This is a genomic window from Tropicibacter alexandrii (assembly GCF_003667315.2).
Taxonomy (GTDB): domain Bacteria; phylum Pseudomonadota; class Alphaproteobacteria; order Rhodobacterales; family Rhodobacteraceae; genus Tropicibacter; species Tropicibacter alexandrii.
Window position 1 is genome coordinate 30123 of the sequence record NZ_RCTZ02000008.1, and the last position, 23183, is coordinate 53305.

Below are 23183 nucleotides of genomic sequence, written 5' to 3' on the forward strand. Positions count from 1 at the left end.
CAGCGCGCTACGATTCGACCATGTTCAGCGTAGAGCACGATTTTGACGGAACCGTCGTCACACTGGTCGACGAAGGCGCGCGCCACCTGCAAGAGGATGTGACCATCACTTCCTTCGAGGATTGCGTCACGGTCGAGCAATACGACCCGCGCAACGACAACGTGCAGCGGATCACCCTGTCCCTGAGCCAGATGCGGGACCTCGCCGCGGCGCTTTCCATGCCCGAGGGCGTGTATCGCCGGTCCGACGACAGTTAGCCGATCCGAAAGACCTTGTCGCGGGATGTCGCGCCCCGGATCAAGTCAAGCCGGGATTTCGGAAGGCCAAGCGCCTTGGCCAGCAATTTTTGCACCGCTGCGTTCGCCTTGCCGTTTTCCGGGACGGTGGTGACATAGACCCGCAGGGCATCTCCCTCGCGCTCGATCCGGTTGCGGGACGCCTTGGGCGTGACGCGCACGGCGATCTCTGCGCCGGGTTGGGCAAGGTCTGTCAGGTCGGGCTCTGCCATGGCGCTGCGCTAGCACCCTGTGCAGGGGCGCGCAATATTCCCCGTTGAAAACCGCGCCCCAAACCCAGAGATAGAGGGCGACACAGAAGGAATGACCATGCCCGACCGCAACCAAGCCGCCCTCGACTTTCTGCTGACCCGCCGCTCGCGCCCGTCCAAGACGTTGCGCGCCCCTGCGCCCGATGCCGACCAGTTGCGTGTCCTGCTGACCGCCGCCGCGCGCAGCCCGGATCATGGCAAGCTGGAGCCGTGGCGGTTCATCGTCCTGCAGGGTGCGGCGTTGCAGCGGATGGCCGATGCGGTCGCGGCCTGTGGTCTGCGTCTGGGCAAGGATGAGGAAACCCGCGCCAAGGCCCGCGCCGCTTTTGCCGACAGCCCGTTATGCGTGGCTGTGATTGAGGTGCACAAGCCGTCCGAGAAAATCCCCGCGCTGGAACAGACCTATTCCGCCGGTGCCGTGTGTCTGGCGCTGCTGAATGCGGCGCTGGCCGATGGTTGGGGCGCGAACTGGCTGTCCGGCTGGGCCAGCCATGATCGCGGTTTCCTGACCGAGGCTCTGGCCTTGGGCGAAAACGAACGGGTCGCCGGGTTCCTGCATATCGGCACGGAAACCAGCACGCCCCCGGACCGCCCGCGCCCGGACCTTGACGCCATCACAACGTGGCTTTCGGAATGATCTTGACCTCGTTTTTCAGCGCCCTGCACCAGATGGGCGATCGTCGCTTTCAGGTGGTGCTGGCCAAGGGCGTTGGGCTGACGCTGCTGCTGTTGATCGCGGCCAGTGTCATCGTCGTACAGGGCGCGGGCTGGCTAGTAGGCGACTCCGTCTCGCTGCCGTGGATCGGCACCGTGACTTGGGTGGATTCGGTGGTCAGTTGGGCGATGGTGCCGCTGACCATCCTCCTGTCGGTGTTCCTGATGGTGCCGGTGGCGTCCGGCATCACCTCGCTATTCCTCGACGATGTCGCGCAGGCGGTCGAGGACCGCCACTACCCGGCGGCAGGTCGCGCAACGCCGGTCTCGCTGGCCGAAGGGCTGAAGGACAGTCTCGGCTTTCTGGGGGTGATGATCGCCGCGAACCTCGTGGCGCTGATCCTGTACCTGTTCCTTTTGCCCTTTGCGCCGCTGATCTTCTGGGGGCTGAACGGGTTTCTGCTGGGGCGGGAATACTTCACCCTTGCCGCTATGCGACGGGTCGGCCGCGAGGGCGCGCGCAAGCTGCGGCGCAAGCACATGCTGACGATCTGGGCGGCGGGCGTGCTGATGGCGGTGCCGCTGACCGTGCCGGTGGTGAACCTGCTGGTGCCGGTGATCGGTGCGGCGACCTTCACCCACATCTTCTACCGCGTGCGGAGCCGGGCGTAATCGCCCGGCCCAAGGTCAATGCTTTGACCGGGCGATGCCTTGCTCTCCATACATCAGGTGTTCCAGATCGGCGACGGTGATCCAGCCGGACAGGATGACGCCCGCCACGATCACCCATAGCACCGCAGAGATGCCGGTGGTGATCCACGCCTTCTTTTTGAGGTTGTGCACCTCGGGGCTGCCCGCATGGGTGCCTTCGGTGACCTTGCCCAGATCGCCCTGCGTTTGCAGGCGAAAGGGGATCACGATCAGGAAGGTCATGAACCAGATCACCGCGAACAGCACGAGGGCCGAGGTGATTCCCATCAGACTTGCTCCAGCTCGGTCAGGGTGCCGTTCATATCCTTGGGGTGCAGGAAGAGCACCGGCTTGCCATGCGCGCCGATCTTAGGCTCGCCGTCTCCCAGCACGCGCAGGCCGCTGGCCTTCAGGTGGTCGCGCGCCGCGATGATATCCTCGACCTCGTAACAGACATGGTGGATGCCGCCAGAGGGGTTCTTGTCGAGAAACCCGCGAATCGGGCTGTTCTCACCCAAGGGGTACAGCAGTTCGATCTTGGTGTTCGGCAGCTCGATGAAGACGACGGTGACGCCGTGATCGGGCTCGTCCTGCGGCGGGTTCACCTTGGCCCCCAGCGCGTCGCGATACTGGGCTGCGGCGGCTTCGAGGTCCGGTACGGCAATGGCTACGTGGTTCAGGCGTCCGATCATGGCTGTCTCCAAAGAACGTGCAAACTTGTCACGGGTTATGGCGTTGCGCAGGGCCTGCGACAAGCCCGTGCGTCCTTTAACCGCTTGTTCACCACGTAAGGGCAAGCTGGTGGGCGACTCGGACAAGAGGGGATGACCATGGACGACAATGCACACCTAGCCGCACATCTTCGCCCGACGGCCACCCGGCCGCTTCTGGGCCTGACCATTCTGGTTGTCGAGGACAGCCGATACGCCTGCGACGCGATGCGTCTGCTCTGCCTGCGATCAGGCGCGCGGATTCGCAGGGCCGATTGCCTGAAATCGGCGCGGCGGCATTTGCAGGTCTATCGCCCCTCCGTGGTGATCGTCGATCTGGGTCTTCCGGATGGCTCCGGCGCCGAGCTGATCTCGGAGCTGTCGGTGGCCTGCCCGCGCGTGGACGTGATTCTTGGGACCTCGGGCGACAGCTTTTCCGAGGAAATCACGCTGGCCGCGGGTGCAGACGGGTTTTTGGCCAAGCCGATCACGTCCATCAACTACTTCCAGAAGACGATCCTTGGCGCGCTGCCGCCCGAGCGTCAGCCCTCGGGGCCGCGACTGGTCAGCGACGATCCGATCCGGCCCGATCCGGTGGCGTATCGCGATGACATGGCCCATGCCGCTGACGTTCTGGACGACCGCGAAAGCGAGCGTTCGCTGTCCTATGTCACGCAGTTCCTGACCGGGGTGGCGCGCAGTGCTGGCGATGGGGTGCTGCAAAAGGCGGCCGAGGATCTGGCCGAGGCGCGCCGCGCGGGCAAGCCCACGCATTCCGATCTGGCACGGGTGGCGGCGCTGGTGCAGGACCGCCTGACCGACCGCGTGGCGATCTGAGACAGCCGGCTTGGCATCACGGGCGGCTTGCCCGCCGCGCGCCTTGGCGGCTGTCCCGTCCGGTGCTGCGCGTCTGGTGGCCGCGCTAGGCGAGCCAGCCCGGATCGGCGCCCAGATCGAGCCCCGGAAAGATCGTTTGCTCGATCGCGGCGCGCTCCAGCCCGAACAGGCCGCGCATGAGCCACCCTAGATGCGCGCGCAGGTCGCGCGTTGGCATCAGGTCGCGCCGTTCGTACAGCGCCACCTCGTCCAGACCCGGCCAATCGGCCAGAACCCGTCCGCCGCGCACCGCGCCGCCCGCGACGATCATCGCGCCGCCGGTGCCGTGATCGGTGCCGTTCGTGCCGTTCAGCCGTACCGTGCGCCCGAATTCCGTGACCGCGACAACCGTCGTCTTGGCCCAGACCTGCGCGCCCAGCTTGTCCTGAAGCGTCAGGATCGTTCGCGCCAGCGCATCCAGCGCCCGCGACAGGGCGCGGTCCTGCTGGGCATGGGTGTCCCAGCCGTTGATCGAGAATGAGGCGATCCGGGCATCACCCTTCAGCCGCGCGGCGGCGAATTCGGCCATGCGTTCCTCGGCGCCGGTGCCGCGGGCTGCTTTGTTGTCGGCGCGCATCATCTCCATCATGTCGCCTTGGCTGCCGGTGAAGGCCACGGGATCGCCGTCGCCATCGGCCAGATCAAAGGCCTCGGCCAGCGCCGCCGCCATGGCCGGGTCATCCTGCATCACCAGTTGCGCCAGCCGGATTGCCTGCGGCGACAGCGCAAGATCGCTGTCCGGCGACCAGCGCCCCACGGGCGCAGGCCCGTTCAGGATCGCAAGCGCATCGTTGCCAATGGCCCAGGCCGTGTCCGCGCCGCCGCCCAGCACCGGCAAGGCGCGGTTCAGCCAGCCATCGCGCGCCATGCCGTTCGCCATGTCGGTGATCCCGGCCTCCAGCCAGTCCTGCCCGTCGAAATGGCTGCGCTTGTCGCGATAGGGGGTCGAGACCGCATGGCCAAAGCCCAACTGCCCCGCCTGCCAAAGCGGCGCGAGGCCGCCCAACGCCGGGTGCAGCGCGAAATACCCGTCGAGGTCCAGCGCCCCCTCGGGCAACGCCCCGCGCAGCGCGCTATAGGTCGGGTCGCCATAGGGCATCACCGTCGCCAGCCCGTCCATCGCGCCGCGCAGCACGATGACCACCAGCCGGTTGTCGCCGGGCGCCCCGGCAAAGGCCACCGGCGTCACCAGCGGTGAGGCGGCGAGCGAACAGGCCCCGATCAGAAATCCACGACGGTCCATGAGCTACATCCTTTGAAACGCGGGCGAGGCCAGCACGAGGCCCACCCCATCGGCGCGGCTTTCTGCGGCAGAGGCGGCAAAGCGCACCGCTTCGGGCGCGTCCGGCCCCAGCGCCGTCTCGACGAAATCGCGCGGGTCGGGCAGCACCCGCACCAGAAGGCTGGGCACCGTGACCGCCCATTGCAACCGCGCGGCGATGCCCTGCGGCGTGATCCACGCCCCGTCGGCCTCGTCCAGCCCATCCGGGCCGTTGGGCTTTTGCCAGATATGACCCATCTGCCGCATCGGGTCGCTGAAGCGCAGCAAATGCGCGCCCTCGCGCAGCTCGGTGATCATCGGCCCGTCCACCGCCAAGGCCCGGCAGGCGCTCGACACGAAATCAAACGGCTGCTTGATATTCGCGCCCTCGCGCCCCCACGCATCTGGATGGGTCAGCAGCGCGCGATAGACCGCCGTCAGGTCGCCATCCGTGTCCAGCCAAGCGGCCTCGACCGCGCCGACCAACGCCTCGGACGGGGTGTCGGATACGAAATGCACCGCCAGTTTGCCCGCGATATGCCGCGCCGTCGCCGGGTGCCGCGCGAGGTCGCGCAAGACGGCGCGGATATCGTTGAGCGAAGGATTGTCGCCGCCATAACTCTTGCCCAGAACCGTCTCACGGCCCGGTTCGGCCAGCGGTTTGCGAAAGGTCCGGCCTACGTTCAGGTTGATCGTCAGCCCGGTCAGCAGCTCGGCCAGCTCGCGGACATCGGCCTGCGTATAGGGCCCGCCCGCGCCCAATGTGTGCAGTTCCAGCACCTCGCGCGCGAGGTTTTCGTTCAGCCCGGCCCCCTGACGCCGCTGCGCTTGCTTGGAGTTCGGGCCGACCGATCCCTCTTGGTCGAGGTAATGCACCATCACCGGATGGGTCACCGCCTCATAGAGCAGGTCCTCGAACCGGCCTGCAAGATGGGGGCGCATGTCTTCCATATAGGGCGAGGTGCCGCGCCGGATCAGCCCGCGCTTGCCGGTTGCGGTGAAGTGATCCGCCCAGAAAAACGCCAGCCGTTCGCGAAAGGGGGTCTGGGTCCAGACCCGCCGCGCGATATGCGCCGCCATCCAGTGCCAGTGATCCTTGCGCGCGATCCTGTTGAGATCGCGGATGCCCTGCCGGGCCGCTTCGGCCAGCTCGGTGCCGCGATTGTCGCGCCGCTGCTTTGCCAGATCGGCGCGCGCGCGCATCCGGCCCAGAAACGTCTCGAACCCTTCGATGGGAAAGCGGTCGGCGATCGGGTCGGGTGTCTGCAACCCGTCCAGCATCGCCTCGGCGCTGCCGGGCGGGGCGATCTTCGGGGACAGGCCGCAGCCAAATCGCCGTTCGGCCAATACGGGGTCAAAGCGCATGCCGGCTCTCTCGGGTAACCTCTGTCTGGCATATAGGCACGGGGCGCGTGCCTTGCACCAGCCCATGTCGATCAACTTGCGGGGAACCGCCGATGCCTTGGCTGGTTAGTGGCTGGAAAAGGAGATTCCGATGAGTGACATTTACAGCGCCATCAAGGCAGACCACGACAACCACCGCAACTGGCTGGCGACCATCGCCGACACGTCCGGCGATTCCGAAACGCGGCGCGACGCGTGGGAGAAGTTCTATGAGGACGTCAAAAGCCACGCCGCCGCCGAGGAAGAGACGTTCTATTCCAAACTTCTCTCCAAGACATGGGGGCAGGATTCGGCGCGCCATTCCGTGCACGAACACCAGCAACTCGACGATCTGATGGAGGAGTTGAACGAGACGGATATGTCCTCGCCCGCGTGGCTGCAAAAGTTCAAGAAGCTGGAGCATGACTACAACCACCACATGGACGAGGAAGAAGACGAGGTCTTCACCCGGGCGCGCGAGGTCATCCCCGAAGACGAGATCGAGGGCTATGGCGACCGGTTCGAGGCGCGCAAAGCCAAAGAGCGCGGCCTGATCGACGAGAAACGGCAGGATTCGCTCGAAGACTGAGGCAGGGCCGCTCCGGGGTGAAATGGTTAACATACCCTTGAATCAACCCGGTGCTGCCGCAGCCCTGCCACATTGCGTGTGCAATCCTGCGTTGCACGCACTCAGAAGGGGACAAGGCAATGGCAGCAGAAGCAGCCTTGATGATGGCGGTAACGACAGTCTCCCTGTTGTTTCCGCTGATCGTGGTAAAGTTCATGGTCACGCGCATGTTGCTGCGCAAGCGCGGTGAAGTGGCCGCGCATCGGGGCGAAGAGGCCGGGCGTTTGGTCATTGTCGCGACTGCGGTGGCGCTGATCTGTGGCGCGGTCCTGATGCTGGGGCCGGACGCTGTCTCGCCCGAGATGATGGCCAGCGCACGTTGATCCTGCGCCGAAACTGAAAAAGCCCCGCAACCGGGTCGCGGTCGCGGGGCTTTCCTATGTCTGATCGGTGGATCAATCTTGCGGGATCACGCGCAGCGACAGTTCCATCAACTGGTCCGGCATCGGCTCGGACGGGGCGTTCATCATCAAGTCCTGCGCCTGCTGGTTCATCGGGAACATGATGACCTCGCGGATGTTCTGTTCATCCGCCAGCAGCATCACGATCCGGTCGATGCCCGCAGCACAGCCACCATGCGGCGGCGCGCCGAAATGGAACGCCTGATACAGGGCGCCAAAGCGCGACTTGACCTCGTCCTCGCCATAGCCTGCGATCTCGAACGCCTTCAACATGACGTCCGGCTTGTGGTTGCGGATCGCGCCCGAGACCAGTTCGTAGCCGTTGCAGGCCAGATCGTACTGATAGCCCTTGACCGCCTTCGGGTCGCCCATCAGCGCGTCCATCCCGCCTTGCGGCATGGAGAAGGGGTTGTGCTCGAAGTCGATCTCGCCGGTCTCGGCGTCCTGCTCGTAGATCGGGAAATCCACGATCCACGCAAAGGCAAAGCGGTTGGTGTCGGTCAGGTTCAGTTCCGCGCCGATCACGTCGCGCGCCTTGCCCGCCACGCGTTCGAACGAGGACGGCTTGCCACCAAGGAAGAAGGCCGCATCGCCGACACCCAGACCCAGCTGTTCCCGGATCGCCTCGGTGCGCTCGGGGCCGATGTTCTTGGCCAGCGGGCCGGCGGCTTCCATGCCGTCGCCCTGGTCGCGCCAGAAGATATAGCCCATGCCCGGCAGGCCCTCTTTCTGGGCAAAGGCGTTCATGCGGTCGCAGAACTTGCGGCTGCCGCCGGTGGGCGCGGGGATGGCGCGGATCTGGGTGCCGTCCTGCTCCAACAGCTTGGCAAAGATCGCAAAGCCAGAGCCACGGAAATGCTCGGACACGTCCTGCATCTCGATCGGGTTGCGCAGGTCGGGCTTGTCGGTGCCGTATTTCAGCGCCGCCTCGGCATAGGGAATCTGCGGCCAGCTTTCGGGTGCATCCACCGAACGACCCCCGCCGAATTCCTCGAAAATCCCCGCGATGACGGGCGAGATGGTGTCGAACACGTCCTGCTGCTCGACAAAAGACATCTCCATATCGAGCTGGTAGAAATCGGTGGGCGAACGGTCGGCGCGCGGGTCTTCGTCGCGGAAGCAGGGCGCGATCTGGAAATACTTGTCGTAGCCCGACACCATGATCAGCTGCTTGAACTGCTGGGGGGCCTGCGGCAGCGCGTAGAACTTGCCCGGATGCAGACGGCTGGGGACCAGAAAGTCGCGCGCGCCCTCGGGGGACGAGGCGGTGATGATCGGTGTCTGATACTCGCGGAAGCCCTTGTCCCACATGCGGCGGCGCATCGATGCCACCACGTCCGAGCGCATCGTCATGTTGCGCTGCATCGCCTCGCGGCGCAGGTCGAGATAGCGGTATTTCAGGCGGGTTTCCTCGGGGTATTCCTGATCGCCAAAGACGATCAGCGGCAGTTCCTGCGCCGAGCCCAGCACTTCGAGGTCACGGATATAGACCTCGATCTCGCCGGTGGGCAGCTTGGGATTCACGAGGCTTTCGTCGCGCGCCTTCACGTTGCCGTCGATCCGGATGCACCATTCGGACCGCACCTTTTCGACGTCCTTGAACACCGGGCTGTCGGGGTCGCACAGCACCTGTGTCACGCCGTAATGGTCGCGCAGATCGATGAACAACACGCCGCCATGGTCGCGGATGCGGTGCACCCAGCCGGACAGGCGAACGGTCTCGCCCACGTTTTCCTTGGTCAGTTGGGCGCAGGTATGGCTGCGATAGGCGTGCATGGGATCGTCCTCTCGGGGAATGCGCATAAGTCAGGCGCCGATACACCGTTTACCCCCCTGAAAGTCAAGGGAAGCGCATTGGTTTTGCCCAGAATCGGCGGAACCGTTAATATGACGGTGCGTTTCATCAAGGTTTTCGGCGAAAAAGGAGGGTGGGTCCATGTGGGAGAACCTCTTGGATCGGATGCTGGGTCAATTGATCGTCTATGGGCGTCTGCATGTGACGGGTCCGGATGGGCTGACGCGCAGCTATGGCCGGGACGGGCCCGAGGTGGCGGTTAGGATCACCGACGGGGCGGCGCTGCGCAGGCTTGTCACCCAGCCGTCATTGGCCTTCGGCGAATGCTACATGGACGGCACTCTGATCGTCGAGGAAGACAGGCTGGTCGACCTTTTGCAGATCATGGTGCGCAACCAGTCGGTGGGCCGGATGCCGGTCTGGTATCGCGGCTTGCTTCGGGGGCAGGGGGCTATGCGCAACATGGTCGCCCGCAACACGCCATGGCGGGCGCGGCGCAACGTGGCGCATCACTATGACATTTCGGATGACCTCTACCGGCTGTTTCTGGACGCGGACATGCAGTATTCCTGCGCCTACTGGCCGCGCCGGGACATGAGCCTCGAAGAGGCGCAGGAGGCCAAGAAGCACCACATCGCCGCCAAGCTGCGGATCGAGCCGGGCATGCGGGTGCTGGATATCGGCTGTGGCTGGGGTGGTCTGGGCCTGACCTTGGCGCGCGATTACGGCGCGCGGGTGACGGGGGTGACGCTGTCGGAAAACCAGTTGGCAACCGCGCGCGCCCGGGCGGCGCAGGCCGGTCTGGACATCGATTTCCGCCTTCAGGACTATCGCCACCTGTCCGAGAGCTTCGACCGGGTCGTGTCGGTCGGCATGCTGGAGCATGTGGGCGCACCGCATTTCGACGAGTATTTCGCCAAGGTTGCCGATCTGATGGTCGAGGACGGCATCGCGGTGATCCATTCCATCGTGAAATCCGGGCCGCCGCGCCCCAACAACCCGTGGATCGACAAGTGGATATTTCCGGGCAGCTACGTGCCCTCGGCCTCGGAGGTGTACCGCGCGATGGAAAAAGCATGGTTCCACCAGTCCGACGACGAGTCGCTGCGGCTGCACTATTCCTGGACGTTGCATGCATGGCGGGAACGGTTCGAGGCGCACGCGGCCCGGATCGAAGAGATGTTCGACGGGCGGTTTGTCCGCATGTTCCGGTTCTACCTCGCCTCGATGGAGGTGTCGTTCCTGTCGGGGACCCTGCATGTCCAGCAATGGCAATTGGCCAAGGATATGGGGACGGTGCCGATCACCCGCGACTACCTCTATCCGGCCAGTGCGACCGAGGCGCAGATGGCGGCCGAGTGACCGGTTTGCGCCGCGCGTGGCGCGTCGCTTGGGGCAGGGGGCTCTGCCCCCCTGGCCTGCGGCCATTCCCCCCGAGGTATTTGGGGACCAAAGAAGCCGCGGGCGGGGTGGGTTTAAGGGGTTGAACCCCCTTCCGCGATGTCTATAACCCACGACAATTTGGGCGCTGACCGAGTCACGCGCCCCAAGCTGCTGCGCCATACATCGCCAAAGAGGTCCCCCATGCCCAAACGTACCGACATCAAGTCCATCATGATCATCGGCGCGGGGCCCATCGTCATCGGGCAGGCCTGCGAATTCGACTATTCCGGCGCTCAGGCCTGCAAGGCGCTGCGCGAAGAGGGATATCGGGTGATCCTCGTGAACTCCAACCCGGCCACCATCATGACCGACCCGGAACTGGCCGACGCCACCTATATCGAGCCGATCACCCCCGAGGTGGTCGCCAAGATCATCGAGAAAGAGCGCCCCGACGCGCTGCTGCCGACGATGGGTGGTCAGACCGGCCTGAACACCTCGCTCGCGCTCGAAGAGATGGGTGTGCTGGAGAAATTCGGCGTCGAAATGATCGGGGCGAAGCGCGAGGCCATCGAAATGGCCGAGGACCGCAAGCTGTTCCGCGAGGCGATGGACCGGCTGGGACTGGAAAACCCCAAGGCGACCATCGTGACCGCGCCCAAGATGGCCAATGGCAAGCGCGATCTGGCGAAGGGCGTCGAGATCGCTTTGGAGGCGCTCGAAGAGATCGGCCTGCCCGCGATCATTCGCCCTGCGTTCACGCTGGGCGGCACGGGCGGTGGCGTGGCCTATAACCGCGAGGATTACATCCACTATTGCCGCTCGGGCATGGATGCCTCGCCGGTTGGTCAGATCCTTGTGGATGAAAGCCTGTTGGGCTGGAAGGAATACGAGATGGAGGTCGTCCGCGACAAGGCGGACAACGCGATCATCGTCTGCTCCATCGAAAACGTCGACCCGATGGGCGTGCATACCGGCGACTCGATCACCGTTGCGCCCGCGCTGACCCTGACCGACAAGGAATACCAGATCATGCGCACGGCCTCGATCGCCGTCCTGCGCGAGATCGGCGTGGAAACCGGCGGCTCCAACGTGCAATGGGCGGTGAACCCGGACAATGGCCGCATGGTCGTGATCGAGATGAACCCGCGCGTGTCGCGCTCGTCGGCGCTGGCGTCCAAGGCGACCGGCTTCCCCATCGCCAAGATCGCGGCCAAGCTGGCGGTCGGCTATACGCTCGATGAACTGGACAATGACATCACCAAGGTCACGCCCGCGTCGTTCGAGCCGACCATCGACTATGTCGTGACCAAGATCCCGAAATTCGCCTTTGAAAAATTCCCCGGCTCGCAGCCGCTTCTGACCACCGCGATGAAATCCGTGGGCGAGGCGATGGCCATTGGCCGGACCATCCACGAGTCGATGCAAAAGGCTCTGGCGAGCATGGAATCCGGCCTGACCGGCTTTGACGAGGTCGAAATTCCGGGGGCCCCGGACAAGGCGGCGGTGATCAAGGCCATCGGCCAGCAGACCCCGGACCGCCTGCGCACCATCGCGCAGGCCATGCGCCATGGCTTGACCAATGACGAAATCCAGGGCGTCACCATGTTCGATCCGTGGTTCCTTGCCCGTATCCGCGAGATCATCGAGGCAGAGGAAACCGTGCGCGCAAACGGCCTGCCGCAGGATGCCGCGGGCATGCGCGAGCTCAAGATGATGGGCTTCACCGATGCGCGTCTGGCCAAGCTGACGGGCTTTGCCGAAAAGGACGTGCGCAAGCGTCGTCAGGGTCAGGGCGTCACCGCTGTCTTCAAGCGGATCGACACCTGCGCGGCGGAATTCGAGGCCCAGACCCCCTACATGTACTCCACCTATGAAATGCCAATGATGGGCGAGGCGGAGTGCGAATCCCGTCCCAGCGACCGCAAAAAGGTGGTCGTTCTGGGCGGTGGTCCGAACCGGATCGGGCAGGGGATCGAGTTCGACTATTGCTGCTGCCACGCCTGCTTTGCGCTGGCGGATCAGGGCTATGAGACGATCATGATCAACTGCAACCCGGAAACCGTGTCGACCGATTACGACACCTCGGACCGGTTGTATTTCGAGCCGCTGACCTTCGAACACGTCATGGAAATCCTGCGGGCCGAGCAGGACAATGGCACGTTGCACGGCGTGATCGTGCAGTTCGGCGGTCAGACGCCGCTGAAACTGGCCAATGCGCTGGAGGCCGAAGGCATCCCGATCCTTGGCACCACGCCCGACGCCATCGATCTGGCCGAGGACCGCGAACGCTTTCAGGCGCTGGTCAACCAGTTGGGGCTCAAGCAGCCCAAGAACGGCATCGCCTCGACCGACACGCAGGCGCTTGAGATCGCGGATGAAATCGGCTTTCCGCTGGTGATCCGCCCGTCCTACGTGCTGGGTGGGCGTGCGATGGAAATCGTGCGCGACATGGATCATCTGCGCCGCTACATCCGCGACGCCGTCGTCGTGTCGGGAGACTCTCCCGTTTTGCTGGATAGCTACCTGTCGGGGGCGACCGAACTGGATGTCGACGCGCTGTGTGACGGTGAGGCGGTGCACGTCGCGGGCATCATGCAGCACATCGAAGAGGCCGGCGTCCACTCCGGCGACTCTGCCTGCTCGCTGCCGCCCTATTCGCTGTCCGACGAGATTATCGAGCGGATCAAGGAGCAGACCGTTGCCCTCGCCCGCGCGTTGAACGTGGTCGGGCTGATGAATGTGCAATTCGCGATCAAGGGCGACGACATCTACCTGATCGAGGTCAACCCGCGTGCCTCGCGCACCGTGCCGTTTGTCGCCAAGGCGACGGACAGCGCCATTGCCTCCATCGCCGCGCGCCTGATGGCGGGCGAGAAGCTTTCCGCCTTCCCGATGCGCGACCCCTATCCTGAGGACGCGGATTACGAGACCGACGTGCCGATGGCAGACATGATGACGCTCGCCGACCCCAAGACGCCTTGGTATTCGGTCAAGGAGGCGGTGCTGCCTTTCGCCCGCTTCCCCGGCGTGGACACGATCCTCGGGCCGGAGATGCGCTCCACCGGCGAGGTCATGGGCTGGGACCGCAGCTTCCCCCGGGCCTTCCTCAAGGCGCAGATGGGGGCGGGCACGCATCTGCCCGAAGAGGGCACGGTTTTCCTGTCGGTCAAGAACGAGGACAAGACCGAGGTGATCGTCGAGGCCGCGCAGACCGTGTCTGACTTGGGCTTCAAGATCGTGGCGACCGCTGGCACGGCAGCCTTCCTGAAAGAGCAGGGCATCGCCTGTGACATCATTAAGAAGGTCTACGAGGGCCGCCCGAACATCGTCGACCTGATGAAGGATGGCGGCGTGCAACTGGTGATGAACACGACCGAAGGCGCGGCTGCGGTGTCTGACTCGCGCGAAATCCGCTCGGTCGCGCTGTACGACAAGATCCCGTATTTCACCACGGCCGCAGGCGCCCACGCGGCGGCGCTGGCGATGAAAGCGCGGGAAGAGGGCGAGCTGGTCGTCAAATCGTTGCAGGGGTGAACCACAGAGCCGCTTCGGCGCAGAAACGCCGCCGGGGCGAGAGACATCCCACGGTTGAATATGGCCTTGAGTGCGGGAGCTTTTTCGCTATCGTCAGAGTCAATGTATTTTTGACGGGCGGCACGATGGGTCTGCGTCTCAATTCTCTTCAACTGGCGGCATTCGATCGCCATGCGGAAGAACGGTTTTTTCGAGAGCTCCGTCGAAGCCTTGCGGATGCTTGCGAGACCATGCCCTCTGAAGAGCAAGATGCTCTGTTCACGGTCTGCAGAGCCGACTGCGAAGCGCTTGCGATCACGTCCGAGGCGGCCTTGGATGCTTACTTTGAACTGTCTTTTGAACAACGTCGTCCATTACGCTCCATCTCAGAGTTCGTGTCCTTGAACGCCACGGTCTCCCGTCGTTTTAGCGACCCCGAGAGGTTGGTCCTTGAACTGCGGGAGAGACTTTGAACCTTGCGCAGCCTTCTGAACATCCTGCTGAAGCTCTTGGAAAAGGGTGGGAAAAAGGCTCCCAAACCGCGTAATGGTCCAAAGCCCTCCACCGGCAAGCCCTGCGCTACGGGAAAATGCAACCGATTGCCAAAGCCCCCCAAAGCACCAGCCAGACGTCACAATCCCTGCAAAACCAAGGGCAATGATCCGACGAAGGAAAAGAATTCCATGCTGGATCCTGACGTAGACGTCGCTGGCGATCTGGACGCGATGAAGTCCGGTAACTTCACCCGAAGCGGCAATGACATCATGGTGAATGGGAGAACTTACGAGATGCATGGCGAAACAGGCACAATCTTTCCCAAATCCGGGCCGGGGGTCGTGCAGATGGATCGCGGCCAACACCAATTTCTGAAGATGCTCAATAGCGGCAGTCTGGAAAATGCTATGAAATTCGCGAATAATTTTCCTGGGTTGGACCCGGACAAGGTTGAGGAGGTGCTTGAGCTTTGGAAGAAGTGCTGATGATGTCCCGATCTGTCCTTGTTGGCCCCCGGCCGCAGGACCTTGGCGCGCTCGCGCAGGCTTTGAGGATTGCTCCGGCGGACCTTCTGCGTTTTGGGGATGACAGCGACTATGAATTCTTCCAAGCCAAGCGCAACGCGGGTTTGTTTACCCCCGTGTCCGGCGACTTTGCGGCAAGCTGTGACCTATACCTCTTCGCCATGACCGAAGATCGGTTGCACGGACTGTTGAGGCAGGTGTCATTCGACGGGCGGCGGGTTGCCATCCCTCTTGAGGACGCCGCAGAGACCGGCCTGCAAGACGGCTACCGCCTGTACGAAAATGGTCAGGCATATACTGCACAGATCGTCGAAGACGAACTGCTGGAAGAAGTCACAATCACGCAAAAAACGGCACTGGCCGGGATTTGATCGGGGATCGCACATGCGTTGGAATCCTTGCTGCAAGGTTGTCTTCCATGGACGACAGTCAAATGGTTAACAAATTTCTTTGGTGCGTAACGCTTGACTCTGCGAAATTTAGCCCGACTGGGCGCATTTCCAGAAAGTCCCGGGCAGTTTTCAGAATCCGGGCGTGCAAAACACGGTTCACATGTGTGAACACTTGTCCTTAAAAATCAATTAATCACAATATTTTGCGGCAAAATACCAGCGTGCGCCGCATTAACCCCACCGCCCGCGCCGTTAACCACGCGCCCCCTCCACAACCCCGATCCCCTCTGCTACACCACGCGCGACACCGCTTTGGAGGCCGCGTATGAAACCTGTCATTCTCACCATTCTCGACGGTTGGGGCCTGCGTGAGGACGAGGCGAACAACGCACCGAAGCTGGCCAACACCCCCACCATCGACCGGCTCACCGCGACGTGCCCGCATGCCACGCTGATCACCCACGGCCCGGATGTGGGCTTGCCCACGGGGCAGATGGGGAACTCCGAGGTGGGGCACACCAATATCGGCGCAGGCCGCGTTGTGGCGATGGATCTTGGGCAGATCGATCTGGCGATCGAGGATGGCAGCTTCTACGAAAACGAGGCCATTCTGGACTTTGCCGCGACGGTCAAGAAAGCCGGGGGCACCGCGCATATCATGGGGCTGACCTCGGATGGCGGCGTTCATGCGCATACCGACCACCTGCTGGCCGCCGCGAAAACCCTCACCGATCAAGGGCTGACCGTCCTCGTTCATGTCATCACCGACGGGCGCGACGTGGCCCCGACATCGGCCGCCGATCAAGTTGCTGCCTTTGAAAAGGCCCTGCCGGAGGGCGCGCGCATCGCTACTGTCTCGGGCCGCTATTACGCCATGGACCGCGACAATCGCTGGGAGCGGGTCGAACAGGCCTATCGCGCTGCGGTGGATGGCACGGGGCCGGTGCAGCCCGACGCCGTGACCGGCATCAAGGCCAGCTATGACGACGGCAAGAACGATGAATTCATTCTCCCCTTCGTGATCGAGGGCTACGAGGGCCTTCAGCCCTTTGACGGCCTGTTCTTCGTCAACTTCCGGGGTGACCGCGCGCGCGAAATCCTCGCGGCCATCGGTGATCCCGACTTCGACGGGTTCGAGCGTGAAAAACCGCAGCTTTCGGCGCTGCTGGGTATGGTCGAGTATTCCGACCGTCACAACACCTACATGACCACCGCCTTCCCCAAGCGGAAGATCGTCAACACGCTGGGCGAATGGGTGGCCAAGCAGGGCAAGACCCAGTTCCGCCTTGCCGAGACCGAGAAATACCCGCATGTGACCTTCTTCCTCAACGGCGGCAAGGAAACGCCGGAGCCGGACGAGGACCGCTTCATGCCGAAATCGCCCAAGGTGGCGACCTATGACATGCAGCCGGAAATGAGCGCGGGCGAGGTGACGGAGAAATTCCTTGAGGCCATCGACCACGGCTATGACCTGATCGTGGTGAACTATGCCAACCCGGATATGGTCGGCCATACCGGCGATCTGCAAGCGGCGATGAAGGCCTGCGAGGCCGTGGATCACGGCCTTGGTCAGGTCGTCGACAAGCTGGAGCAGACCGGCGGCGCGCTGCTGGTGATCGCCGATCACGGCAATTGCGAAACCATGGTCGACCCTGAAACCGGCGGGCCGCATACCGCGCATACAACGAACCTTGTGCCGGTGATCTTGTATGGCGGCCCCGAAGGTGCGACGCTGCGCGACGGGCGGCTGGCTGACGTGGCGCCGACCCTGCTGGCCCTGATGGACCTGCCGCAACCTGAAGAAATGACCGGGGAAAGCCTCATCAATTGAAACGCCTTGCGCTGATCGCTCTGCTTGCCACATCCGCCCATGCGCAGGATGCGGGCCAAGCTGCGCGCAATGCAGCCGAAGCGCTGGAGGCCGCGTCGGTCCTGCTGGACACAGCCGAGGACTCGCGCGACCGGGTGGCGGCATTGACCGATACGGTGCGGGCGTATGAGGACGGTCTGACCGCCATGCGCGACGGCTTGCGCGATGCGGCGATCCGCGAAACGGAATTGGCCAAGCGCCTGCAATCGCAGGAAAACGAGGTCGCGCAGCTGTTGGGCGTGCTGACCGCGCTGGGCAACCGGGCGGAGCCGCAGACCCTTCTGCACCCGCAAGGGCCGCTGGGCAGCGCCCGCTCTGGCATGTTGCTGGCCGCCGTGACGCCGGGTCTGGCCGCCCGCGCCGCCGCCCTGCGCAGCGATCTCGACGAGGTCACCGCCCTGCGCCAGTTGCAACAGAACGCCGCCAAGACGCTCGAAGAGGGGCTAGCGGGCGTGCAGGCCGCGCGCACCGAGCTGAGTCAGGCGATTGCCAATCGCACCGACCTGCCGAAACGCTTTACCGAGGACCCGATCAAGACGCAGATCCTGATCTCGGCCACCGAAACGCTGCAAGGCTTTGCCGAGGGGCTGACCCAGATCACCGAAGGCGAGGTGGCCGAGGTCATGCCGCCGATCGAGGACCGCAAGGGCATCCTGCCGCTGCCGGTGCGCGGCGTCGTGCTGCGCGCCGCCGGTCAGGCGGATGCGGCGGGCGTCACGCGCCCCGGCATCGTTCTGGCGACCCGGCCGAGCGCGCTGGTCACCACGCCCACCGCTGCGACGATCCGTTACAACGGGCCGCTCTTGGATTACGGCCTCGTCACGATACTTGAACCTCAGGCCGACCTGCTGTTCGTTCTGGCCGGGCTGGACGAGGTCTATGGCGAGACCGGCGAGGTGCTGCCTGCGGGCTCGCCCGTGGGCCTGATGCCGGGGGCCCCCGGTGATATTGTCTCACTGACAAGTGAAGGGGGTGGCGCTGGCCGCTCGGAAACGCTCTATATAGAAGTCAGAGAAGGCGACACGCCTGTTGATCCGCTCACGTGGTTCACAACCGAATAAGGGAACGCTGAGATGAAGAAATTCGTGATGGCCGCAATTGGCGGCATGCTGGCCTCGGTGGTGGCGACCACGCAATTCGTTGGCCCGCTGCTGGCGCAGGAGGACAGCCGTCAGGGGACCGTCTACGAACAGCTGGACCTGTTCGGCGACATCTTCGAACGCATCCGCGCGCAATATGTCGAAGAGGTGGACGAGGCCGACCTGATCGAGGCCGCGATCAACGGTATGCTGACCTCGCTCGACCCGCATTCCAGCTACCTTGCCCCCGATGATGCCGCCGACATGCGCGTTCAGACGCGCGGCGAATTCGGCGGTCTTGGGATCGAGGTCACGCAGGAAGATGGCTTCGTCAAGGTCGTCTCGCCGATCGACGGCACCCCCGCGATGGAGGCAGGGATCGAGGCCGGTGACTTCATCACCCATGTCGATGGCGAGTCGGTTCTGGGCCTGACGCTGGACGAAGCGGTCGACCTGATGCGCGGGCCTGTGGGCAGCGAAATCTTGATCACCGTGGTGCGTGAAGGCGAGGAAGAGCCGTTCGACGTCTCGATCATCCGCGACAAGATCAAGCTGACCGCCGCCCGCACCCGTCTGGAAAGCAATGCGGTGGTGCTGCGCGTGACCACCTTCAACGACCAGACCTATACCCAGATGGCCGAGGGCCTTGCCGAACAGGTCGAAGAGGCCGGTGGCATCGACAATATCAACGGCTTCATCCTTGACCTGCGCAACAACCCGGGGGGTCTGCTGACGCAGGCGATCCGCGTGTCGGATGCCTTCCTCGAAGAGGGCGAGATCGTTTCGACCCGGGGCCGTGACCCGGCGGATGGCGACCGCTACAATGCGACGGCGGGCGATCTGGCCATGGGCAAACCGCTGGTGGTGCTGATCAATGGCGGCTCGGCCTCGGCGTCGGAAATCGTCGCCGGTGCGCTTCAGGACCATCGCCGCGCCATCGTCGTGGGGACGAAATCCTTCGGCAAGGGCTCGGTCCAGACGGTCATGCCGCTGCGGGGCGATGGCGCGATGCGCCTGACCACCGCGCGCTACTACACCCCGTCGGGCCGGTCCATTCAGGCCTTGGGCGTGTCGCCCGACATCGTCGTCGAACAGCCGCGCCGCGACCCGAACGCCGAGGATGAAGAGGAAAACACCGTCTTCAACCGCTCCGAGGCTGATCTGCGGGGGCGTCTCGACAATGACAGCCTGACCCCGGAAGAGATCGAACAGATCGAAGCCGACCGGGCCAAGGCCGAAGCTTCGGCGAAGCTTCGCGAAGAGGACTACCAGCTGGCCTATGCCGTGGACATCCTCAAGGGCCTGACGGCCTTCGTGCCCAAGAACTGACAAGCTGCAGGGCGGGGGTCATCCCCGCCCGCCCCCGTCATGGCGCAGCGTGTTTCCCTGTCCTTCGATTACAGCGTGCCGCCCGACCGGCTCTGGGCGCTCGTCACCAACCTTGACGCATTGGCGCGGGTCAACGCCCCGCGCCTGCGTTTCGACGGCCTGCCTTCGGGCCGCATCCACCAAGGGCAGGAGATCGCCGTGCGCGTGTCGGTCTTCGGCATCCTGCCTGCGCAGGATTACACCATGCGGGTGATCACCTGCGATGACGACCACCACCATTTCCAAAGTGCAGAACACGGCGCGGGCGTGCGCCAGTGGGATCACGACCTGCGCCTGACCGCGACTGCGTCAGGCACACGTCTGGATGAGACCATCACGATTGATGCCGGGGCGCTGACCCCGCTATACGGGCTTTGGGCGCGTTACCTGTATCGCGCCCGACACCCGGCCCGGCTGCGGCTGCTGTACGACGAGAGGACGCCCCGATGACCCCCGAAGAGATCGCCAAGCTTCCCTACCGCCGCAATGTCGGCGTGATGCTGGTCAACGCCGAAGGTCACGCCTTCGTCGGCTGCCGCATCGACCGCAAGCCGCATGAACCGCTGGCTTGGCAGATGCCGCAGGGCGGTATCGACAAGGGCGAGGACGCCCGCACCGCCGCCCTGCGGGAATTGCAGGAGGAAACCGGCGTTCACCCCGATCTGGTGACCATCGAGGCCGAGACCGATGGCTGGATCGCCTATGACCTGCCGCATGACATGGTTCCGCATATCTGGAAGGGGCGCTATCGCGGGCAGGAACAGAAATGGTTCCTGATGCGGTTTCAGGGCACTGACGATCAGGTCCGGATCGATGCCGACGACCATCAGGAATTCTCGGATTGGCGCTGGTCGCCCGCCGATGAGGTGATCGAGAATATCGTCCCCTTCAAGCGCCACGTCTACGAGCAGGTCATCGCAGCCTTCCGGGATCGCCTGTGATGCGCCTTCTCGCCATGATGCTCGCCCTGTTTGCCGCGCCCGCTTGGTCGCTGTCCTGCATGCGCCCCGACCTCGTCGAGGCGTTCAAGGAGGTGCAGGCCGACAGCGCCGAATGGGTCATCGTGCGCGGCCGGTTCAGCTTTGACGAAAGCCGCCTGCCCGAGCCGATGAGCGGCAAGGACACGACGCTGCCCGCACGGATCGACGGCAAGGCCCTCAGCCGCAAGGGCTTCACCACGCCCTTTGCCGATGACGTGTCCGTTCATGTCACTTGCTCCGGCCCATGGTGCGGGACGCTGGGCGCGGGGGTCAGCTACATCGCCTTCCTGCGCAAGACCGGCGACGACTACACCACCGTGGCCAGCGCCTGCCCAAGCTCGCTGTTCTTCCATGCGGGCAAACCGGCGGAAAAGGCGCTGACCGCCTGTCTGCGCGGCAGGTGCCCCGAGGGACGCGACAGGCCGTAGGGCAGGGGCCAAGCCCCGCCCCCGATCACCTCAACCGTTGCAAGGTGCTGAACCCGGCAAAGCCGTCAGGCACCATGCCGCGTGCGCTTTGCCAGCGCCGCAGCGCCGAGATAGAGTTCGGCCCCAGCCGCCCGTCCACCCCGCGCGTATCGTACCCCGCCGCGGTCAGGCGTTGCTGCAATTCCTTGCGCTCCGACACGGTCAGCGCCCGGTCTCCGCGCGGCCAGTTCCCGGCGATTGGCGGCAGGCCAAGGATGCGGTCGCCCAGATGCCCGACCCCCAGCGCATAGGCGTCCGCCGCGTTGTAGCGCTTGATGACCCGAAAGTTCTTGAACACAAGGAAGGCCGCCCCCTTGTGCCCGGCGGGCAGCAAGACCCGCGCCGCGCCATGATCCTTGACCGGGTTGCCCCGCATGTCGCGCACCCCGAGCCGTGCCCAGTCGCTTGGCATCTTCTCGGTCGTTCCCACCAGCGCATAGTCGAACCGCTCGGGCAGCCGCACCTCGATCCCCCAAGGCATATGCGTGACCCAGCCGCTTTTCGCGAGGTAATTGGCGGTCGAGGCCAGCGCATCCGCCGGGTCCTCGCCCCAGATGTCGCGCCGCCCGTCGCCGGTGAAATCCACCGCCAGCGCGTTGAAGGACGAGGGCATGAACTGCGTATGGCCCATCGCGCCCGCCCATGACCCCTTCATGTTTTCGGGCGCGGTGTGCCCGGCTTGCAGGATCTTCAGCGCGGCGATCAGCTCGCCCTCGAAAAAGCTCCGCCTGCGCCCGTCATAGGCCAGCGAGGCCATGGACTGCACCACGTTGTTCGACCCACGGTAGCTGCCGAAATTCGTCTCCATCCCCCAGACGGCGAGGATGATCTGCCGGTCGACGCCATAGCGCTCTTCGAGTTGGCGCAGAAGGCGGCCATGCTTGACCATCATCTCGCGGCCCTTGGTCACGCGGCTCTCCGAGGCGGCGCTGTCCAGATAGTCCCAGATCGCCTTGGAGAATTCGGACTGCTTGCTGTCCTTCGCCACCACTTCGGGGTCGAAACGCACCCCGGCAAACGCCCGGTCGAAGGTCGCCGCGCTGATCCCGGCCTGCAAGGCGCGGGGGCGGAAATCCCGAATCCAGTTCTGGAAACCGGGATCGGAGCCGTGCACCGAGGCCACGGCCGACAGGGCTTGCGGACGCAGCGCCGGGCGCAATGAGCGCGCGGGTGCGACGGTGAACTCGGCCATCGAGGCACGCGCAACGATTTCCTCGGCGACCGGGCGGGCCTTGGGGCGGACCGTGTCCGCATGGACAGGCAGGCCAGCGCCAATCAGCGCCAGCAATAGGACGGGGTGATTCATGACTCGATTCTGACTGCTCATTCTTTTCGGGCAGCCTAGCGCAGCCGAACCGCCCTGCGAAGCCTCAGCCTTGCGGCTCGCGGAAACTTGCTTTCTTGGCGTCGGCCAGAAAGGCGCGCAGCAACGGGACGCGCTCGGGGCGAAAGGACGTGTCAGTGCGCTCCAGCGCGCGCATCCGGTCCAGTCGAAAGGCGCGGAACGCCTGCCGCAGGCAGCACCACGCCAACAGGCACTGGCTGAACTGGAAGAACGATATCCCCAAGGGCTTGGCCCGGCGCCGCGTCGCCGCCCCCTTGGCGTCGACATAGTCAAAGACCACCTCGACCTCGTCCCAGCATGCCTGCCGCAGGGCGCGGCTGTCGATGCCGGGCAAGGGCGGGCGTTCGAACCTTTGCGCGTTCAGCACCGCATGGCGAAGCCGGTGCGCCTGCCTGTCGGGCAGGCGGGCGCGCAGTTTCGACAGGGCGGTCTCGGCGGCTTCGGCCAAGGCCGGGTCCCCGATCTGGACGACTTCGCGCAGCCCGAGGACGAGCGCCTCGATTTCCTCGTCGTCGAAGCCCAAGGGCGGCAGATGGGCGTCCTCGATCAGGCGATAGCCATAGCCCGCCTCGCCGTCGATCACCGCGCCCAACTCGCGCAGGGTGTCGATGTCGCGATAGAGCGTCCGCTCCGACACGCCTGTTTCCTGCGCCAGCGTCGCGGCTGTGACCGGAGAGGGCAGGCGGCGCAGGGCGGTCATCAATTGAAACAGGCGGTGGGTGCGGGACATGGCGACCTGTGTTCACGCGCCCCGGGCATGACCCGGGGCCTCTGGGTGGATTGCGGTGGAGGTCCCGGGTCAAGCCCGGGACAGGTCTCACT

At 64.4% G+C, this 23183-nt stretch carries 25 protein-coding genes; 17 read left to right on the forward strand and 8 right to left on the reverse strand.

What is annotated here, in order from left to right; translation table 11 throughout:
* Positions 1-20: 20 nt before the first annotated feature.
* Positions 21-257 (forward strand): hypothetical protein, encoded by a 237-nt coding sequence (locus D8Z78_RS11920; protein WP_121631173.1) that lies wholly within the window; start codon positions 21-23, stop codon positions 255-257.
* Here the strand turns inward: D8Z78_RS11920 and D8Z78_RS11925 are convergent.
* Positions 254-508, reverse strand: coding sequence for a DUF167 domain-containing protein (locus tag D8Z78_RS11925; protein ID WP_121631174.1), 255 nt, complete (start codon positions 506-508; stop codon positions 254-256). The two genes, D8Z78_RS11920 and D8Z78_RS11925, sit on opposite strands and share 4 nt — an antisense overlap.
* A 97-nt stretch (positions 509-605) precedes the next feature.
* Between D8Z78_RS11925 and D8Z78_RS11930 the strand changes: the two genes are divergently transcribed.
* Positions 606-1184: a nitroreductase family protein gene (locus D8Z78_RS11930; RefSeq protein ID WP_121631289.1), complete on the forward strand. Its 579-nt coding sequence runs from the start codon at positions 606-608 to the stop codon at positions 1182-1184.
* Complete coding sequence (locus D8Z78_RS11935; protein WP_121631175.1) at positions 1181-1873, forward strand: EI24 domain-containing protein; 693 nt, start codon at positions 1181-1183, stop codon at positions 1871-1873. Before D8Z78_RS11930 ends, D8Z78_RS11935 begins: the two co-directional genes overlap by 4 nt.
* A gap of 15 nt (positions 1874-1888) precedes the next feature.
* Here the strand turns inward: D8Z78_RS11935 and D8Z78_RS11940 are convergent, their stop codons facing one another.
* Both D8Z78_RS11940 and mce read right to left on the reverse strand, forming a co-directional pair.
* Positions 1889-2179 (reverse strand): DUF1467 family protein, encoded by a 291-nt coding sequence (locus tag D8Z78_RS11940; protein ID WP_121631176.1) that lies wholly within the window; start codon positions 2177-2179, stop codon positions 1889-1891.
* Positions 2179-2583, reverse strand: coding sequence for a methylmalonyl-CoA epimerase (gene mce / locus D8Z78_RS11945; protein ID WP_121631290.1), 405 nt, complete (start codon positions 2581-2583; stop codon positions 2179-2181). The genes D8Z78_RS11940 and mce overlap by 1 nt, the downstream gene beginning before the upstream one ends.
* Positions 2584-2721: 138 nt before the next feature.
* Here mce and D8Z78_RS11950 point away from each other — a divergent pair, with 138 nt between their 5' ends.
* Positions 2722-3438 carry a response regulator gene (locus D8Z78_RS11950; protein WP_121631291.1) on the forward strand — a complete coding sequence of 239 codons (717 nt, stop codon included), beginning with the start codon at positions 2722-2724 and terminating at the stop codon, positions 3436-3438.
* A gap of 85 nt (positions 3439-3523) precedes the next feature.
* Here D8Z78_RS11950 and D8Z78_RS11955 read toward each other — a convergent pair whose 3' ends face one another.
* On the reverse strand, positions 3524-4720 hold the full coding sequence (locus D8Z78_RS11955) for a DUF1501 domain-containing protein (RefSeq protein WP_121631177.1): 1197 nt from the start codon (positions 4718-4720) through the stop codon (positions 3524-3526).
* A 3-nt stretch (positions 4721-4723) separates the two neighbouring features.
* Positions 4724-6103, reverse strand: a complete 1380-nt coding sequence (locus D8Z78_RS11960) for a DUF1800 domain-containing protein (RefSeq protein ID WP_121631178.1) — start codon at positions 6101-6103, stop codon at positions 4724-4726.
* A gap of 130 nt (positions 6104-6233) precedes the next feature.
* On the opposite strand from D8Z78_RS11960, the gene D8Z78_RS11965 reads away from it, so the two are divergent.
* Both D8Z78_RS11965 and D8Z78_RS11970 read left to right on the forward strand, forming a co-directional pair.
* Positions 6234-6710, forward strand: coding sequence for a hemerythrin domain-containing protein (locus D8Z78_RS11965; RefSeq protein WP_121631179.1), 477 nt, complete (start codon positions 6234-6236; stop codon positions 6708-6710).
* Positions 6711-6829: 119 nt separating this feature from the next.
* Entirely contained in the window at positions 6830-7072 is a 243-nt protein-coding gene (locus tag D8Z78_RS11970) for a hypothetical protein (protein ID WP_121631180.1), read from the forward strand.
* Positions 7073-7144: 72 nt separating this feature from the next.
* Here the strand turns inward: D8Z78_RS11970 and aspS are convergent, their stop codons facing one another.
* Positions 7145-8926 carry an aspartate--tRNA ligase gene (gene aspS, locus D8Z78_RS11975; RefSeq protein WP_121631181.1) on the reverse strand — a complete coding sequence of 594 codons (1782 nt, stop codon included), beginning with the start codon at positions 8924-8926 and terminating at the stop codon, positions 7145-7147.
* Positions 8927-9086: 160 nt separating this feature from the next.
* On the opposite strand from aspS, the gene D8Z78_RS11980 reads away from it, so the two are divergent.
* The 11 genes from D8Z78_RS11980 (at position 9087) to D8Z78_RS12030 (ending at position 20977) form a co-directional block, all read left to right on the forward strand.
* Complete coding sequence (locus D8Z78_RS11980; RefSeq protein ID WP_164932951.1) at positions 9087-10307, forward strand: SAM-dependent methyltransferase; 1221 nt, start codon at positions 9087-9089, stop codon at positions 10305-10307.
* A gap of 222 nt (positions 10308-10529) precedes the next feature.
* The gene (carB, locus tag D8Z78_RS11985; protein WP_121631182.1) at positions 10530-13862 is read left to right on the forward strand and encodes a carbamoyl-phosphate synthase large subunit; all 3333 of its coding nucleotides are present in this window, start codon (positions 10530-10532) and stop codon (positions 13860-13862) included.
* Between the two features lie 125 nt (positions 13863-13987).
* Positions 13988-14314, forward strand: coding sequence for a hypothetical protein (locus D8Z78_RS11990; protein WP_128910779.1), 327 nt, complete (start codon positions 13988-13990; stop codon positions 14312-14314).
* A 3-nt stretch (positions 14315-14317) separates the two neighbouring features.
* Positions 14318-14821 carry a hypothetical protein gene (locus tag D8Z78_RS11995; RefSeq protein ID WP_128910780.1) on the forward strand — a complete coding sequence of 168 codons (504 nt, stop codon included), beginning with the start codon at positions 14318-14320 and terminating at the stop codon, positions 14819-14821.
* On the forward strand, positions 14806-15231 hold the full coding sequence (locus tag D8Z78_RS12000) for a hypothetical protein (protein ID WP_128910781.1): 426 nt from the start codon (positions 14806-14808) through the stop codon (positions 15229-15231). Before D8Z78_RS11995 ends, D8Z78_RS12000 begins: the two co-directional genes overlap by 16 nt.
* A gap of 346 nt (positions 15232-15577) precedes the next feature.
* On the forward strand, positions 15578-17083 hold the full coding sequence (gene gpmI, locus D8Z78_RS12005) for a 2,3-bisphosphoglycerate-independent phosphoglycerate mutase (protein ID WP_121631186.1): 1506 nt from the start codon (positions 15578-15580) through the stop codon (positions 17081-17083).
* Positions 17080-18183 (forward strand): murein hydrolase activator EnvC family protein, encoded by a 1104-nt coding sequence (locus D8Z78_RS12010; RefSeq protein ID WP_121631187.1) that lies wholly within the window; start codon positions 17080-17082, stop codon positions 18181-18183. The genes gpmI and D8Z78_RS12010 overlap by 4 nt, the downstream gene beginning before the upstream one ends.
* Positions 18184-18195: 12 nt before the next feature.
* Positions 18196-19530, forward strand: coding sequence for a S41 family peptidase (locus D8Z78_RS12015; protein WP_121631188.1), 1335 nt, complete (start codon positions 18196-18198; stop codon positions 19528-19530).
* A gap of 39 nt (positions 19531-19569) precedes the next feature.
* Positions 19570-20019: an SRPBCC family protein gene (locus D8Z78_RS12020; protein WP_121631189.1), complete on the forward strand. Its 450-nt coding sequence runs from the start codon at positions 19570-19572 to the stop codon at positions 20017-20019.
* On the forward strand, positions 20016-20510 hold the full coding sequence (locus D8Z78_RS12025) for an RNA pyrophosphohydrolase (protein WP_121631190.1): 495 nt from the start codon (positions 20016-20018) through the stop codon (positions 20508-20510). The genes D8Z78_RS12020 and D8Z78_RS12025 overlap by 4 nt, the downstream gene beginning before the upstream one ends.
* Positions 20510-20977, forward strand: coding sequence for a hypothetical protein (locus D8Z78_RS12030; RefSeq protein WP_121631191.1), 468 nt, complete (start codon positions 20510-20512; stop codon positions 20975-20977). The genes D8Z78_RS12025 and D8Z78_RS12030 overlap by 1 nt, the downstream gene beginning before the upstream one ends.
* Positions 20978-21002: 25 nt before the next feature.
* On the opposite strand, the gene D8Z78_RS12035 is transcribed toward D8Z78_RS12030, so the two are convergent.
* Together D8Z78_RS12035 and D8Z78_RS12040 are read right to left on the reverse strand one after the other, a co-directional pair.
* Positions 21003-22322 (reverse strand): lytic murein transglycosylase, encoded by a 1320-nt coding sequence (locus D8Z78_RS12035; RefSeq protein WP_206169679.1) that lies wholly within the window; start codon positions 22320-22322, stop codon positions 21003-21005.
* Between the two features lie 64 nt (positions 22323-22386).
* Entirely contained in the window at positions 22387-23091 is a 705-nt protein-coding gene (locus D8Z78_RS12040) for a helix-turn-helix transcriptional regulator (protein WP_121631193.1), read from the reverse strand.
* Positions 23092-23183 lie beyond the last annotated feature (92 nt).